The following is a 15,268-nucleotide window of genomic DNA, read 5'->3' as shown; positions in this document are numbered from 1 at the left end:
TGAGATGAAAGCGGTTTTTCTAGATAGAGGATCATTTCCTGAGTACATCAAAATCCAGTTGCCTACACAAATTAATGAAGTTGTTGAATACGACAATACGGCTCTTGAGGAAGTAGCAGAACGTATCAAAAGTGCAAGTATTGTACTTACCAATAAAGTCGTTGTTAATGCTGCTGCGATTAACAGCGCGTCAGATCTAAAACTCATACAAGTTATGGCAACTGGCACCAATAACGTAGACCTAAAAGCCTGTAAGGATAAAAACATCGCCGTTCAAAATGTAGCGGATTACTCCACAATCAGCGTGCCTGAACATACTTTTGCTATGCTGCTGGCTCTAAGAAGAAATCTTGCATCGTATTTAGATGCGGTAAAATCTGGTAGATGGGCCACTTCTGAATATTTTTGTTTTCTTGATTACCCGATTAAAGATTTGTCAGGTTCAACTATGGTTATCATAGGCGGCGGAACCTTAGGTAAAAAAGTGGCTGCTATCGCGCTTGCTTTCGGTATGAAGGTGATCTTTGCCGATCGCAAAGGAACTACAAATACTAGACCTGGTTACATCAACTTCGAAGAAGCCTTAAAGTTCGCCGATATCATCAGTATCAATTGCCCATTAACACCAGAAACAAAAAATCTAATCAGTGATGCCGAGTTTTCGTTAATGAAAAAGAGCTGCCTATTACTAAATATCAGCCGTGGCGGTATTGTTGATGAGGATGCGCTGTTACGAGCTTTCGAAAACAATACCATCACAGGTGCGGCTTTTGATGTTTCGACACAAGAACCTATGCAGCTAGATCATCCACTCCAAGCTCTTACCAAACAGCCAAATTTCTTACTGACTCCCCATATTGCTTGGGCAAGTGATGAAGCGATGCAAACCTTAGTTGACATGGCTATGGATAAAATAACCTCTTTCATAGATAAGCCAGAATGACGCTAGTTATTTTATTTCAAGATGAACACTTGGTTGCCGTCAACAAGCCAGCAGGCTTGCTTGTTCATCGAACCAATTTAGCTAAAGACGAAGAAGACGCTGTTGTTCAAAGGTTGAGAGATCAAACAGGGAAATGGGTGTTTCCTGTTCATCGCCTTGACCGAGGAACATCCGGGGTATTAGTGATGGCATTTAGCCCAGAAGTAGCAAGGCGCCTTTCAGCTCAGTTCGCTGAATCTAAAACTAAGAAAACTTATCACTGCTTAGTACGTGGTTATTGCGATGATTATGGTGTGATTAATTACCCTCTTGCTAAGCTTAATGAACAGAAAGGTAGATCTCGTTTTAAAATTGAAGGTACCGAAAGAGAGGCTGAAACTAGCTTTACTCGACTAAGTCAGTATCTACTTCCTGTTCCTGTGAGTCGATATGACAGCATGCGTTTAAGCTGGCTAGAAGTTACCCCCAAGCAAGGTCGAAAACATCAAATTCGTCGACATTTTAAACACTATTTGAATCCGCTAGTGGGTGATTCTTGTTATGGCTGTCGCCATATTAATAAAGTCGCTAAAGAAATTTGGTCTGACGACTTTAGATTGATGCTTCACGCTTCAAGTCTTGAATTCAATCATCCTATTACAAATCAGCCTATTACGTTAAAAGCAGATTTAAGTGACAAGATAATTAACATACTTAACAAACTGGAATATTATCGAACTGATTGACTCTATGGGGTAAATCTTCTGCAAATGACCAGCGAAACACTAAGCAGTCATGGATCTCTGGATCTAAATTTATCGCATTTTTTTGGATTTCATTAATTTCAAAGCCACATGAGAGAAGGACTTTAATTGAGGCTTTGTTATGATCTGCTACTTGTGCATACACTTCAGTTATACCTTTACTTGCCCAAAGAACAAGTATGTGTTTTAACGCATGCTTTGCAATCCCTAGATTAGTGAAATTTTTAGCGATTCGATAGGAAACTTCAACTGACTTTTTGCCTAATATTTGTCCATTAAAACGACCAATCAGAACACCGTTTGGTAAGTACACCAGATATTGCAAATGCTTCAAATTACTTCTAAGTAATCGCTTAAAATAAATTTCTGTTTGTTGTCTTAGTACTTGACTCGGTAAAAATTGGGAAAACCAGCCTCGGTTGCGAAACTCAAAAAGCAAAATACATCTAAGATCAGCCTCAGTGGCTTGACGAATTCTCAGTAATCTTTTCATATCAACACGCATTTTTTAACTGGTATTATCATCATCTTAGTGCAGATTTTAACTAAATGTCGAATAATGCAATTTTTATCTGATTCGCTTTTATCGAAATGATAAAATACTGTGTGTCAACGGGGATGGTAGAGGTTGCCAAAATCCATGAAGAATCGAAATTTAGTGTATTCAACAGACCAAGGTCGGCTTTGCTCAAGCTGCGAACACCCTATTTCTGAGTGTCAATGCAAAAATGATAACGTTATTGGTAATGGAAAAGTTCTAATAGCCTTAGAAACAAAGGGCCGAAAAGGTAAAGGTGTAACTGTTATTACTGGCCTTCCTCTTACTGAAGATGCATTAAAGATACTGGGCAAAAAACTAAAGACGCAATGTGGTGTCGGTGGCGCTGTAAAAGATGGCCAGATTGAAGTGCAAGGAGATAATCGACAAAAAATAAAAGAGTTGCTTGAAAAAGAAGGTTTTTCTAGTAAATTTACGGGTGGCTAATGGCTATTATAAATTATTAGTCTTACTATATTCATGTTTTCAAGAATGAGAAAACATAACTAAATCGTTATAAAATCGAAGCCGTAATGTTACCGAGCTTTCGCGCTCTTTTATAAAACATGAATTGCCACCGATGAAATGGGACGTCTTGGTAGTAAGTAATGGCAGCAGGGGTTCCGATGTTCCAGCATAATATTAAGCAAGCTAATCAACTAATGCGATCAGCAATACCACTTATGGTGAAGTTAGATATTCCGCCGACACCTTATAATTATGGTATATGGTATGAATATGCGTCAAATAAAAATCCAAAATTCAACCAAGTTGTTGATCGTGCTTTACGTCGATTTGGTAGTTTACCTGCCTTCGTTTCACAAGAGCTATTCAATGAGTTCTTACTTCCTGAAGAGTTCCAGCATGCTCACCGCCAAGGTTCAGTACTAAAAAGTCTTACCACTAATTTAGAGACAGACACCAGCAGCATTTCTAGTGAGCTTGAGCGATTTAATGGAACGTTACGTACTGCAAAAGCCGCACTAAAAAATACCAGTGAACCCGCTCAAGTAGAACAGGTTGCTCTTTTATTGGAGCGAGGTGCTTTCAAAGCTAATCAAGCAATTGAAAAATTTAGCAGCGCTCTACTTTCTGCCCAAGAAGAATTAGCTAGTCTTCGCTCCGAACTATTAGATGTAAAAAAGAATACTGAACTTGATGCAATGACTTTACTAGCTAATGAGAAAGGTTTTGAACGGTCATTATTCTCCTTAGTACCTTATGCTGAGGATGATTTAACCCTATTGTTAATAGATATTGATAACCTTGCTGAAATTAATCAAGAATATGGCAATAAAGCTGGCACTTCACTCATTCGATACGTAGCAAAACTTTTAGTTGAGTTATTGCCTGAAAATGGTTTTATTGCGCGCCTTAAAGGTGGTCGATTTGCTATGCTACTGAGTGAAACAGAGTTGAGTGTTGCATCTCAGCTAGCTGAATCTATTCGCAATGAAGTTTCAATTCAAAAAATACGCTACAAAAACACCAAAGTGCTGCTACGCCAAGTGACTGTGTCCATAGGTGTAGCTACTTTATTCGGTGACGAAAGCCCTAGTGAGCTAGTTGAGCGATCACAACATTATTTGTTATACGCAAAACGGTCTGGCAAAAATCGAATTGCCCACCACGAATAAATCCCAATTTTTTAAGGCCACACTATGAAGGACAAATTAGATCACAAAGATCGCATTTATTTTGAGGTTCGCGATTACGAGTGTGATATGCAGGGAATCGTTAACAATTCGGTGTATCAAAATTATTTAGAGCACGCTAGGCATCAATTTATAAAATCAAGAGGGTTAGATTTTGCCGAGATCACCAAACAAGGCATATATCTTGTTTTGATCAAGGCAGAATTAGACTACATGCGATCTTTGCGAAGTGGTGATACTTTTTATATCCACACAACAATAGAGCGAGTATCGAAGCTCAAGCTTAATTTTCTCCAGCAAGTACATCAATCTGACAATGACCAATTAATACTAAGTGCAAAGATGACCGTCACATCTACCACTAAGAAAGGCCTACCTATTGTTGACCATTTGGTTGCATCCTAAATCAATAACTTGTTGAATACTGATATGCAGTATTCAACAAGTTTATATGAGGAAATTATGCAGGTATTAGCTGGCCCGTTATTACGAAGAATGACAACGGATCGACTTACGTTCTGGTTGATGACGACAGAGCCTGTTACGGTTGACTTAATATTAACTCAAAACAAAACAGCTTTATTTGAACTAAAAGACGCTCAGATAACTGAAAGTCATACCCAACTGAAGGCTGGTGAAAACCTATTCATACAGCTACTCGATATTAAGCTAGAAACTCCTTTACCAATTAACAACCCTATTCATTATGATCTACGGCTTAATGGCCTTGACTGGACTCAATGGTCAGAGGATCTTGTTTATCCCGAGCAATCACTGCCATTTTTTATCTTACAGCCAAGCATAAATAAAATGCTACACGGATCTTGTCGCAAGCCTCATCATTCTAGTAAAGATGGGTTATTAAGGGTTGATGAGTTGTTACAAAATACAGATCCAAAGGATTGGCCTAGTATTTTAATGATGAGCGGAGATCAAATTTATGCGGATGATGTAGCGGCTCCAATGTTATGGGCAATTCATCAGTTGATACCTCATCTTGGCATGCATGATGAAAAGCTACCTTGCATTGAAGTTGAAAGCGCACATCAGTTACATAGAAAATCCTCTTATTACTACGCAAGAGAAACACTTTTACCTGAGAACAAAGTAAACCGTAGTATGATTGAGCAGATTTTTGGCGGTGTACGAAAGCCTGTTTTCACGACCGATACAGCTCAAAATCATTTAATCTCTTTGGCTGAAATACTTTCTATGTACGCTCTAGTTTGGTCACCTAAGGGTTGGGATTTATTATTAGGTGATAATGGTTGGTCGGAGCCAACCGGTTTATCTGATGAGCAAAAGAAAGATTTTTCGAAACAAAAGCTTATATTGCAAGACTTTGTTAAGGGTTTATCCAAGGTTCGTCGTGCTCTAGCGCATTTACCAGTCGCAATGATTTTTGATGATCACGACATTACGGATGATTGGAACCTTACTGCAGCATGGGAGCAAACAGCCTATAACCACCCATTCTCAGCTCGCATTATCGGTAACGCCCTGCTTGGCTATTTAATATGCCAAGGCTGGGGAAATGCACCTGAATACTTTTCGAATGAGCTTATAAACAAAATTCAAAAAGTGCTAAATCAACCTGGTAGAGTAGAACATGATGAGTTAATACAGGAGCTCTTTCGTTTTTCTAAATGGAATTATACCTGGCAGACAACACCTCCGCTTGTTGTTTTGGATACTCGTACTCAGCGCTGGCGATCAGAGAAATCACTGGAAAACCCTTCAGGCCTAATGGATTGGGAGGCACTAACTGACCTACAGCAGCAATTAAAGGGACTCGATGCGGTTGTGCTTGTATCACCAGCTCCTATTTTTGGAGTTAAACTAATCGAAAGTATCCAACGGGTATTTACTTGGCTTGGTAAACCCCTGATGGTTGATGCAGAAAACTGGATGGCTCACCCAGGCTCAGCTTATGCCCTAATGAATATGTTCAGGCATAACCAAACACCGAAGAACTTTGTCATACTTTCAGGAGATGTTCACTACTCTTTTGTTTACGATATTCAGCTGCGTGGGAATAAACAAGGATCAGACTTGTGGCAAATAACCAGTAGCGGAATTAAAAATGAATTCCCTGGAAAGCTACTAGATATATTTGATCGCCTAAATCGCTGGCTTTATTCACCTCGATCACCACTAAACTGGTTTACTCGACGTCGTAGCATGAAAGTCATTCCGCATAAACCAGAAACCGCTGCTCATGGTGAGCGCCTTCTGAATGGGGCAGGAATAAGCTTAGTAACATTAAATGACGATGGCTCGCCATCAGCAGTTGTGCAAATGAGCTCTGATGGTCGTGACATACACTTTAAATTATCTGAACGAGATGCTACCTGGGAATAAACACAGCGAATTCAATAAATTAAAGACGAAAAAAAAGACATCATATGATGTCTTTTTTTAAATAATGGCGGTGAGCAAGTCCGCCATAATAGTTTCCAATAACATCTTATTTAATATAATTTTTTCATATTTATCATTAAGTTATAAGGATATCTTTTCCAGTAGCGTCCAACCAGATATACTAAAATCTAGGTTTTTATGCAGTACACAATGTAGCACAGGAGTTTGATATGCCAAAAAAAGCAAAAGAGCTATCTGCTCTTACCGTAACAAAGCTAAAATCAGAAGGCCGTCATGCTGTCGGTGGCGTAGATGGACTTTATCTTAAAGTCACTGGCAACTCTCGAAGCTGGGTACTTTGTGTGGCCATGGGAACTAGAATCAACAAACAAGGCAAAGAAGTTCCTCGTAGGCTTAATATGGGTCTTGGCTCCTTTCCTGAGGTATCTTTATCTGATGCAAGAGAGAAGTCCAGAGAGCTACGTAAACAAATTAAAAATGGCATTGATCCATTAGAGTCAAAGCGAGAGAAAAAAGCCGATCAAATACGTCAACAAGGAATGAAAATAACTTTTATTGAGTGCGCTCAGTCAGTTCTGTCTATCAAGGAGCGAGAGCTAAAAAATGCTAAACACATTGCTCAATGGCGCTCCAGCTTAGAGCAATATGCCTTCCCTATTATTGGCCACCTATTTGTCAATCAAATTAACAAGACACACATCCTCGAAGTTCTGCAACCAATTTGGCTTGAAAAGAATGAAACTGCTAGCCGTCTGCGTGGACGCATTGAAACGATCTTGGACTATGCGAAAGCAAAAGAATTTAGAGAAGGTGATAATCCAGCCGGTTGGAAAGGTATGCTCAAACCGCTGCTTCCAGAACCTAGCAAGATTCAGAAGCGTAAGCATCACGCTGCCCTCCCTTATGCTGAAATTGCTGATTTCATGAAAGAACTATCCAAGCGCCCTGGCCTTTCAGCCAGAGCGCTTGAATTCTCAATTTTAACGGTTGCTCGTTCTGGTGAAGTTCGTGGTGCCACATGGAATGAAATCGATTTGGAAAATAAAATATGGATTGTCCCAGCAGAGCGTATGAAAGCACGTAAAGAACATCGAGTACCGCTTTCAAGTGGTGCACTTAAGATACTTGATGAGCTCCCTAGAGTTGCTGGTGGCAATTTAGTTTTCCCAGGTCAACAAGGGAAGCAGATGTCAGATATGACCCTTACAGCAGTTCTTAAACGTATGGATCGCAAAAACTTAACCCAACACGGTTTCCGTTCTACTTTTAGAGATTGGGCAGGAGAAACCACCAGCTTTTCCAGAGAAGTTATTGAGCACGCCCTTGCACATAAACTTAAGGACCAAGCCGAAGCAGCTTATCAACGTGGGGATTTACTTCAGAAAAGAAGATTATTGATGGAGGAATGGTGCAATGTGGGTTTTATAAGTAATATATAACACATAATCAGAATGTATAAAACAGTCTGCTAAATGCGTCAAATAAGTTTTAATTCATATAAGGACATATTCCATGTTTAAAAAACTATTAGATCAAGCAAAATCTATATCTACTGAATCGTTTGACACTATTTCTAATAAAGCAGCGAACTTAAAAAAAGATATTTCTGAACTTATACCAGATGAAGTTAAGCATCAGGCTGAAAAACTATCGGATAACGTAGGCAGTATGGTTGATAGGTTCGGTGATAACTATGACTCCCAACTAGACACAAAAGAAACATATTGCTCTTGGTGTTTTGAAAAACACACCTGTAGACTTACGGAAAAAGGCGGTTTGACAAGAAATATTTATATTTGTGACGGCTGTGGGAATCATGTTGTTAAATGTAGGGCATGCGAAAGTAAAGCTAAATATTCTAAAGAATCTGATAATAAAGCATTAGAAAAGCAAGGATTTTGGTCAAACAATTTCTGTGCGGTTCACGCAGGCGAGATTGCAAAGTTTGAAACATTGAATTGGAAATTAAAAACTATTGGAGAATATAGGTATATTGTAGAAAGAAAGGAAACCAACTTTAAAAAAATCGGGACTACTGCAGCTTATACCATTGGTGGTGCTGCAGTAATTGCACCCCTAGCATTAGCGGCAGCGCCCGCAATCGGCGGTGCTATTGGGACGTCAATTTTAGGGCTAAGCGGAGCATCAGCAACAAGTGGCGGTCTAGCTATGTTAGGAGGCGGATCGTTAGCTGCCGGAGGACTAGGTATGGCTGGAGGAGTTGCAGTAGTTACGGCTACAGGTTCAGCTCTAGGTGGTCGGTATGGTGCCGTTATTTCTAATAGTTATTATGGTGATATTGATGGTTTTGAAATAATTAAAACCAAGCAAGGTACCGGCACCCCCATTATTTGTATAGATGGTTTTTTGACTGAGAAAGTAAAAGACGCTCCTGAAAGCTGGGTGTCGCCAATTAGCTCTCTATATCCTGAAAACCCAATATATTACGTCAAATGGGAATCAAAAAGGCTGAAAGACATTGCATCATCTTTTTTTGCTGTTGGTCGGGACAGTACTGGCAAGAGCTTTTTGACCGCAGCAGCACTATCCGCTTCAAAAGCAGCTGCAAAAAAACTGGCTCCAGCTGGGTATGCTCTTCAGGCTTTTGGTCTTGCAACCAATCCTTGGTCCGTAGCTAGTGTAAAAGCATATGAAACAGGAGCTCTTTTAGCTGATATTATTGCACGAACAGATGAAAAGTATATTTTGATTGGTCACTCACTCGGAGCTCGTGTAATCTACTCATGCTTAAGTGCACTTAATACAAAAGATCAGCAATATATTCAAGACGTGCATTTACTTGGAGGAGCTGTATCTAGTCTTTGCTCACAAGATAAAAGCGATATAGGTAAACCTAACTGGTATAGTATTGAAAATAGTGTGTCAGGTAATATTTATAACTACTACAGTTTAAATGATGATGTATTAAAATACTTTTATAGTGTTGGTGAAGGCGTGAAACTTGACTTCAAAAGTCCTATAGGTAGAAACGAAATAAAAAATCCATCCATTTTAAATTTCAATGTTTCGTCAACTGTTGATGGACATACAAAATATAAAAAAGCCTTAACGTCTATCATTCAAACAGGTTTTTAAAAAACATATTTAACAATTTATGTGGGATCATTTTACGAATAGACAAATCCTGAGTTCTTCATGGTTAATATTTTTAGAACTATCAGGTTACTAGGGCAACAGAATGTATTCAAAGAAGTACGGTAAAACAATCAAGCTTTTTTTGATGGATGCTGATCCAAACGGGAGAATGATCTGTGAATTATCAAACTGGAACGGCAAAGCATATCGTATCCCTCGTGGAACGGTAAAAGATTGCTCCGACCGTCAGGATCTGAAAAGCACCTCAGTTTATCTATTATTCGGGCGAGCAGAATCATCATCTGCTAAACCAAAAGCCTACATTGGAGAAGCTGAAAATGCTTATACTCGCTTAGCACAACACGTATCAGAAAAAGAGTTTTGGAACGAGTCTGTTGTTTTCATCAGTAAAGATGAGAATTTAAACAAAGCTCATATCAAGTACTTAGAATCCCGCCTTTATGAAATTGCGTTGCATACCAATAGGTATGAGCTACAAAACGCCAACACACCTACCAGAAGCAATATTTCAGAAGCTGACCAAGCCGAAATGGAAGAGTTTATTGAATATATAAAAATTCTAGTTAATACAATGGGCTATAAGATTTTTGAACCACTGGTTAATACTGCTCTAGATAGCTATCAGACTGATGATATTTTCAATTTGAAAGGCGCCAGAGGAGCATCAGGTAAAGGAAAACGAACAAGTGATGGGTTCGTAGTTTTTGCTGGTACTACAGTAACCAATAACACTGTACCTTCCTTTCCAAAAAGCGCTCAAAACCTGCGTAATGAACTTATTGATAGCTGTGTGATAACACAAGGAAACGAAGAAATGATTTTTAACACGGATTATCTTTTTAGTAGTCCATCCACTGCAGCAACTGTCATTATGGGCAGAAGTGCTAACGGCTTAGTAGAGTGGAAAAATGTGCTTGGCCATGATCTGAAATCTGTAGAAACAACTGAAATATTGAGCGCAAATCACAATAACCACTTAAAAATCTAACTACCTTAGTTAATCTACACTGAATAAAACTAACACAAGGAACTGTTATGTCAGACAAATCTACGAAATTACGCCAACGAGTTACCGATATATTAGAAGGATCAAGCCTTCATTCTCACCAGGTTAATGCCGCACTAAAGACCTTTAAAGCATTTGAAGGTAATGTACGAGCCGTGGTAACCGCAGCAGAGATGCAAGCAGGAAAATCTGGAATAGCACTAGCTCTTTGTTGCTTGCAGCGTTTAAGCCTGTCTAATGAAGATATCTGTTACCGCAATCAGCTAAAAGACACGCTGTACCTGGTTACGATGCCAGACACTGCTCTTCGTGATCAAGCTGAGGAGGATTTGAAACAAGCGAGAAATGTCGTCGTTAGTAACTTTATCAACTTCGAAAAAGCCCTAGAAAACGAGTTTAAAGGCAACCCACCAAAGCTTATCATAATCGACGAGTGCCACTACGGGTCAAATGTGGCGGCTGTACGCTATGGCAAGATATTTGATTACTTAGAGCAAGAAAACGATGAGTGCAAGGTCGTATTCATTTCTGCGACGCCCTTTGGTGCTCTGTACGGAGCGGAAACAGAATACGAAGAACTCATGGAGCTGAAACAAGAAGCTCAAGATGCAGAAAATAATGAGTTATTGAAAGAAGCACAAGAAGCAGCTGAAAGCATACTAAAAGACGCCATCCTCCGGCGAGACTTCAACACTCGCTTAGTTTTCCACAAAACCAGTGACGAGTATTATGGTGTGCGGGAAATGCTGAAAAATGGCATGGTGAAAGGTCTTGAATCTGAAACCCGCAATTTCATGATGCAGACATTTGAGCGCGACGAATTAATCCAGCAATTCTTAAACCACGAAGGAATGGGATGGTCGCTGGTACGGGTACCACCCGGAGCGGCCATGGAAGCCAAACACCTTTTAATCGAAAAAGGCATTCCTGCAGAATCCATATATATATTAGGGAATTCGCTAAGTGGCGTACCCGAAGACGAACATTGCACTATAGAACGTTTTAAAAAAGAATTTGACGAGGCTGTAGACTTTGAAGATAAACTTATCGCTATAACTGTTGCCGGGGCTCGGGCTGGCATCAACTTCGGCTCTATGATGAAAAATAATCTGATTTCGACATGGGATAGTACAGTTGCAAGTGTCGCCGCTGTTGTACAGGCTAATGTAGGACGTGCATGTGGTTATCATGGTAACAATACATCAACACACTATACCAACTTGAATGCAACTGAAGCTTATGCGGCTATTCTGGATCACTTAGAAAATACGTGTTCCGAGCATGCCGCTTCTGATTTCGATGGATTAAAAGAGTTTTTTGAAGATGTTTGTCAGGAATACCAAGTAAATGGGTTAGATGTTGGCCTTACTATTAAGTTTAAGAAACGTCGCCCCATCGGTGATGTTGAAACTTATAAGGTTGATAGTTATGTAGCTGTCCCAGGCAAGTTGTTAGAAGAAAATGTAAATTATGACAACTACACATCTGACCCTATATTACTTTCTGCCATTGAAACAATACGACGCGAATACACAGCTAAAGGTGCCCCCTCCGTAAAAGGCAGTCGCGCCATGCGAGGTAAAGCAAAAAATTGGATCAAAGCACATTGGGTTAATGGTGATAGCTATGATAACCCAGAGAAAGCAAGAGCTGATGGGACCCAAAAAGAAAAGACAATGCTCTACACAAAGATGCTTGATGAAAGAGAATACCTTGAATTCAATCGTGTCGTTGCTGCAGGTTCTGGTGAACGCTCTGAAGACAAGAAAGTTGTCGCAGCTGTATTTAGTACGTACAACATTTCTCGTCGTAAAGTTAATAAAACCACAATGAACCGTGAAGATATTACTGAAATGTGTGACTATTTTGGTATTGATCACGATGACACTATGATGGTGATATACAAACGTGGCGAATATGATTTGGAGAGATCATTACAGAAAAAAGAGCACAATCAACTTCCTGACAAAAAAAGCGAGTTAAGTGATGAATCACATTTTTCTGATGTGGTTGAGCAAATCTAACTGTTATGTTGATAAAGAAAAGAGGGCTCCAAACGCCCTCTTTTCTTAAGGTAATAAAGCAATGAGCAAGACAGACAAACATCGAAGTATTGTTCGTAAAACACTAAGTAAGCATACTTACGAACATCAAAGACAAGCGGCAGAAAGAACATTTTCAAAATTCCAGAATGGTGCTCGTGCTGTTGTTATTGCAGCAGAAATGCAATCTGGCAAATCTGGTATTGCTTTAGCGCTTGCTTCAATGCAACGGCTGTCACTTTCTGATGAAATACTCTGTCAACGAAAATACTTAAAAGACACGCTTTACTTAGTGACAATGGCTGATGTTGCATTACAAGAGCAGGCTAAAAATGACCTAGCTACATGCCATAACGTAGTCGTTAGTAACTTTACTCATTTTGAGTCATGCCTCAAGGGTGAGTTTAAGTTCCAAGCGCCTAAACTTATTATTATTGACGAGTGTCATTATGGTTCAGCTACTGACAGTGTGCGTTACGCTAAAGTATTTGATTACCTAGAAAACATTAACCTTGAATGCCGTATAGCCTTTGTCTCAGCAACACCCTTCAGTGCTCTCTATGCTGCAAGTGACGACTCGATTCTGAGGCACAACTTTCATACAGCCCTTGTCTTCCACAAAACAAGCAATGAATATCACGGAATTCGAGAAATGCACCGCCATCAACAAATTGTCAAATTAGACGAAAATAACAGAGATTTCTGCGATGCCTTATTTTTAAGGAAACGCTTTATTCGTCAATTCCAAGAGCGCGAGAGGTCAGGCTGGTCACTTATTAGAGTACCCACTAGCCAAGCTAAGCAAGCACGAGATATTTTGTTAGAAAGCGGTATCGAATCAGAGCAAATACATATTATTGGGCAAAAGCTGGTTGGATTAGAAGATCATGAGCTTTGTTCCTTAGAGGACTTCAAGCGTGAATACGAAACCGCCAAATTATTCGACGATAAACTTATCGCTATTACTGTGGCTGGATTCCGTGCTGGCGTAAACTTTGGCCAAGAGATGAAAGAAAACTTGATCAACAGTTGGGACAGTTCTATTTCTAATATCGCTGCCGTTGTGCAAGCAAATGTAGGGCGTGCATGCGGCTATCATAACAATACTACAGCCACACATTACACGAACCTTGATTCAGTTCGTGCCTATGGAGAATTATTAGACTTCCTTGAAGATCAAGATGAGCGTCAAGAATTCCAAGGTATTAGAGAAAAATTTGAAGATATTTGCGAACGTTATGAAATTCGAGGCTTTGATCGTGGTACTTCCGTAACACCGGCTGCTTTAATTGAAGTCTCATCCAAACGTAAGCTTGTTGATAAGAGAATATATCTAACCCAGAGTTATGTGGTCGTTCCAGGGAAATTGGATCAAGAACAATATGACTACACTCGATACACACAAGACCCAGATCTACTAGAAGGTATAAGACTAATTCGAGAAGAATTGTTAGCTGATGGGGAGCCCTACCGAAAACAGGGTCGTGCACTAAGAGGTGAATACCAAAATTGGATAAAAGCCCAGTGGGTAAATGGCGCGACCTATGATGATGGCACCCCAAGCTGCGCCAAATCCCGATCGGTTTACTTTACCCAACAACTAAGTCAAGGAGAGCAAGTCGAATTTAATACCATCGTTAAACCAGGTGGCGGTGAAATTACTGAGAACAAGCGTGTTATGGCAAGTATCTTTAGTACTTACAATCTATCACGACAAAAAGACGCTTTTAAACGTGCAATGGACCAAGCCGATATGGAAGAAATCTGTGGTCTATTTAACTTAGAGTATGACAACACCTTGATTCTTCTTTACAAGCGCGGGAACTACTCACAATCACTCTCAGATGATAAGCTAGAAATCCAACAGCCTGGTCACATACGTCATAAGAGCGTATACCAAAACTAAAAAAGCAGGCTGTTTAGCCTGCTTCCAATCTGCGTCATAAATATTGTTATATCCGCTTAGCTCGTTCAGCCAGCGCAATAACTTCTTTTTGCTCTTTTATCGTTTCTCGGACTACTCTATCAAAAAACTTTCGCTTTTCACGAGACGATCCGTGGCGGATAAAATCAGAAAAAGCTGTTGATTTCACGGTTATTCTTTCAGAAGTAGACATATTTACCTCTCATTTATCCTTCTGGATAAGATCTTCTAACATTTTTTCATTGTACTTTTTGCGAAACAGCGCGTCAATGTTCGTTACGTTGAAGTGAGGGCGATCATTTTTTCCATCTATATTTTTTTCTATAAAGGTTAAATTTACTCGATCACCAAAATATTTTTTTAATTCACTAACCACAATTTGTGAATCTAAAAACTGCTTCACAAATACTTCTTCTGGAACGCGTCTCCCCTCGGTACCCTCCCTTGCTTTTACAAATTTCCAGGCTTGTTCTGGTGATTGATAAACAAAAATTATGAGCACATATCTGTTTCGCTTCAAAGAGCGTTCAATATTTGACTTAGCTTTATCAAAGCTAGACAAAGTAGAGTCAAGTATAAAGCTCACTCCTTGTTTTAGCGCCCGATCATGAATCGCCTCGACCAAAAGGGTTGCTGCTCTTTGGAATAATGGGGAGTTCTGACCATTATAATCTTCAAACTCTTTGCGTAGCTCATCGTTTTCAATGTGAACAAGTTTCTGACCAGATTCCGAGCTAAAGTCCCTTATCATACTTCTCGCTGTTTCAGTTTTTCCTGCGCCAGGTGAACCTGCCATGAAAACGGATACCGCCTCTTCCTCTCTAGGTAGATGATCAATTTGACTTGAAGCAATTTCTTTCTTACTAGCTTTTGCTTCTAAAATCGCTTTAGCTATTATTGCTTCATCATTCAAATCAC

General features: G+C 39.6%; 14 protein-coding genes. 11 read left to right on the top strand and 3 right to left on the bottom strand.

Features of this window, described 5'->3' with window-relative positions; genetic code table 11:
- Positions 1-4: 4 nt before the first annotated feature.
- Both CCS02_RS04395 and CCS02_RS04390 read left to right on the top strand, forming a co-directional pair.
- Positions 5-943, top strand: a complete 939-nt coding sequence (locus tag CCS02_RS04395) for a D-2-hydroxyacid dehydrogenase (RefSeq protein WP_100185820.1) — start codon at positions 5-7, stop codon at positions 941-943.
- The gene (locus tag CCS02_RS04390; protein ID WP_100185819.1) at positions 940-1,668 is read left to right on the top strand and encodes a pseudouridine synthase; all 729 of its coding nucleotides are present in this window, start codon (positions 940-942) and stop codon (positions 1,666-1,668) included. Before CCS02_RS04395 ends, CCS02_RS04390 begins: the two co-directional genes overlap by 4 nt.
- Here CCS02_RS04390 and CCS02_RS04385 read toward each other — a convergent pair.
- Positions 1,637-2,179, bottom strand: a complete 543-nt coding sequence (locus tag CCS02_RS04385; RefSeq protein ID WP_157807970.1) for a GNAT family N-acetyltransferase — start codon at positions 2,177-2,179, stop codon at positions 1,637-1,639. The two genes, CCS02_RS04390 and CCS02_RS04385, sit on opposite strands and share 32 nt — an antisense overlap.
- Positions 2,180-2,326: 147 nt before the next feature.
- On the opposite strand from CCS02_RS04385, the gene CCS02_RS04380 reads away from it, so the two are divergent.
- The 9 genes from CCS02_RS04380 to CCS02_RS04340 all read left to right on the top strand — a co-directional run bounded on the left by CCS02_RS04380 (position 2,327) and on the right by CCS02_RS04340 (position 14,332).
- The gene (locus CCS02_RS04380; RefSeq protein ID WP_072839062.1) at positions 2,327-2,671 is read left to right on the top strand and encodes a translation initiation factor; all 345 of its coding nucleotides are present in this window, start codon (positions 2,327-2,329) and stop codon (positions 2,669-2,671) included.
- Between the two features lie 179 nt (positions 2,672-2,850).
- Positions 2,851-3,861, top strand: coding sequence for a GGDEF domain-containing protein (locus CCS02_RS04375; RefSeq protein ID WP_232728815.1), 1,011 nt, complete (start codon positions 2,851-2,853; stop codon positions 3,859-3,861).
- 24 nt (positions 3,862-3,885) lie between these two features.
- The gene (locus tag CCS02_RS04370; RefSeq protein ID WP_072839064.1) at positions 3,886-4,284 is read left to right on the top strand and encodes an acyl-CoA thioesterase; all 399 of its coding nucleotides are present in this window, start codon (positions 3,886-3,888) and stop codon (positions 4,282-4,284) included.
- Positions 4,285-4,341: 57 nt separating this feature from the next.
- On the top strand, positions 4,342-6,240 hold the full coding sequence (locus CCS02_RS04365) for an alkaline phosphatase D family protein (protein ID WP_100635917.1): 1,899 nt from the start codon (positions 4,342-4,344) through the stop codon (positions 6,238-6,240).
- A gap of 230 nt (positions 6,241-6,470) precedes the next feature.
- On the top strand, positions 6,471-7,700 hold the full coding sequence (locus tag CCS02_RS04360; RefSeq protein ID WP_100635916.1) for a tyrosine-type recombinase/integrase: 1,230 nt from the start codon (positions 6,471-6,473) through the stop codon (positions 7,698-7,700).
- A gap of 73 nt (positions 7,701-7,773) precedes the next feature.
- A complete protein-coding gene (locus CCS02_RS04355) occupies positions 7,774-9,357 on the top strand; it encodes a DUF726 domain-containing protein (protein ID WP_157807969.1) in 1,584 nt (527 codons plus the stop codon).
- 103 nt (positions 9,358-9,460) lie between these two features.
- The gene (locus CCS02_RS04350; protein WP_100635915.1) at positions 9,461-10,366 is read left to right on the top strand and encodes a GIY-YIG nuclease family protein; all 906 of its coding nucleotides are present in this window, start codon (positions 9,461-9,463) and stop codon (positions 10,364-10,366) included.
- 47 nt (positions 10,367-10,413) lie between these two features.
- Positions 10,414-12,408 carry a DEAD/DEAH box helicase family protein gene (locus CCS02_RS04345; RefSeq protein WP_100635914.1) on the top strand — a complete coding sequence of 665 codons (1,995 nt, stop codon included), beginning with the start codon at positions 10,414-10,416 and terminating at the stop codon, positions 12,406-12,408.
- A gap of 61 nt (positions 12,409-12,469) precedes the next feature.
- Positions 12,470-14,332, top strand: coding sequence for a DEAD/DEAH box helicase family protein (locus CCS02_RS04340; RefSeq protein ID WP_100635913.1), 1,863 nt, complete (start codon positions 12,470-12,472; stop codon positions 14,330-14,332).
- Positions 14,333-14,378: 46 nt separating this feature from the next.
- Here CCS02_RS04340 and CCS02_RS22225 read toward each other — a convergent pair whose 3' ends face one another.
- On the bottom strand, positions 14,379-14,543 hold the full coding sequence (locus CCS02_RS22225; protein ID WP_198515327.1) for a hypothetical protein: 165 nt from the start codon (positions 14,541-14,543) through the stop codon (positions 14,379-14,381).
- A gap of 9 nt (positions 14,544-14,552) precedes the next feature.
- Positions 14,553-15,263 carry a zeta toxin family protein gene (locus tag CCS02_RS04335; protein ID WP_100635966.1) on the bottom strand — a complete coding sequence of 237 codons (711 nt, stop codon included), beginning with the start codon at positions 15,261-15,263 and terminating at the stop codon, positions 14,553-14,555.
- Between the last annotated feature and the right edge of the window lie 5 nt (positions 15,264-15,268).

The organism is Marinomonas sp. ef1 (assembly GCF_002806845.1).
Taxonomy (GTDB): domain Bacteria; phylum Pseudomonadota; class Gammaproteobacteria; order Pseudomonadales; family Marinomonadaceae; genus Marinomonas; species Marinomonas polaris.
This window is presented reverse-complemented; position numbering and strand designations above follow the sequence as displayed.

Coding starts and splice junctions, on each gene's coding strand:
- CCS02_RS04350 (WP_100635915.1), top strand. CDS start 9,461: ATGTATTCAAAGAAGTACGGTAAAACAATCAAGCTTTTTTTGATGGAT.
- CCS02_RS04360 (WP_100635916.1), top strand. CDS start 6,471: ATGCCAAAAAAAGCAAAAGAGCTATCTGCTCTTACCGTAACAAAGCTA.
- CCS02_RS22225 (WP_198515327.1), bottom strand. CDS start 14,543: ATGTCTACTTCTGAAAGAATAACCGTGAAATCAACAGCTTTTTCTGAT.
- CCS02_RS04385 (WP_157807970.1), bottom strand. CDS start 2,179: ATGAAAAGATTACTGAGAATTCGTCAAGCCACTGAGGCTGATCTTAGA.
- CCS02_RS04345 (WP_100635914.1), top strand. CDS start 10,414: ATGTCAGACAAATCTACGAAATTACGCCAACGAGTTACCGATATATTA.
- CCS02_RS04365 (WP_100635917.1), top strand. CDS start 4,342: ATGCAGGTATTAGCTGGCCCGTTATTACGAAGAATGACAACGGATCGA.
- CCS02_RS04375 (WP_232728815.1), top strand. CDS start 2,851: ATGTTCCAGCATAATATTAAGCAAGCTAATCAACTAATGCGATCAGCA.
- CCS02_RS04355 (WP_157807969.1), top strand. CDS start 7,774: ATGTTTAAAAAACTATTAGATCAAGCAAAATCTATATCTACTGAATCG.
- CCS02_RS04340 (WP_100635913.1), top strand. CDS start 12,470: ATGAGCAAGACAGACAAACATCGAAGTATTGTTCGTAAAACACTAAGT.
- CCS02_RS04390 (WP_100185819.1), top strand. CDS start 940: ATGACGCTAGTTATTTTATTTCAAGATGAACACTTGGTTGCCGTCAAC.
- CCS02_RS04395 (WP_100185820.1), top strand. CDS start 5: ATGAAAGCGGTTTTTCTAGATAGAGGATCATTTCCTGAGTACATCAAA.
- CCS02_RS04370 (WP_072839064.1), top strand. CDS start 3,886: ATGAAGGACAAATTAGATCACAAAGATCGCATTTATTTTGAGGTTCGC.
- CCS02_RS04380 (WP_072839062.1), top strand. CDS start 2,327: ATGAAGAATCGAAATTTAGTGTATTCAACAGACCAAGGTCGGCTTTGC.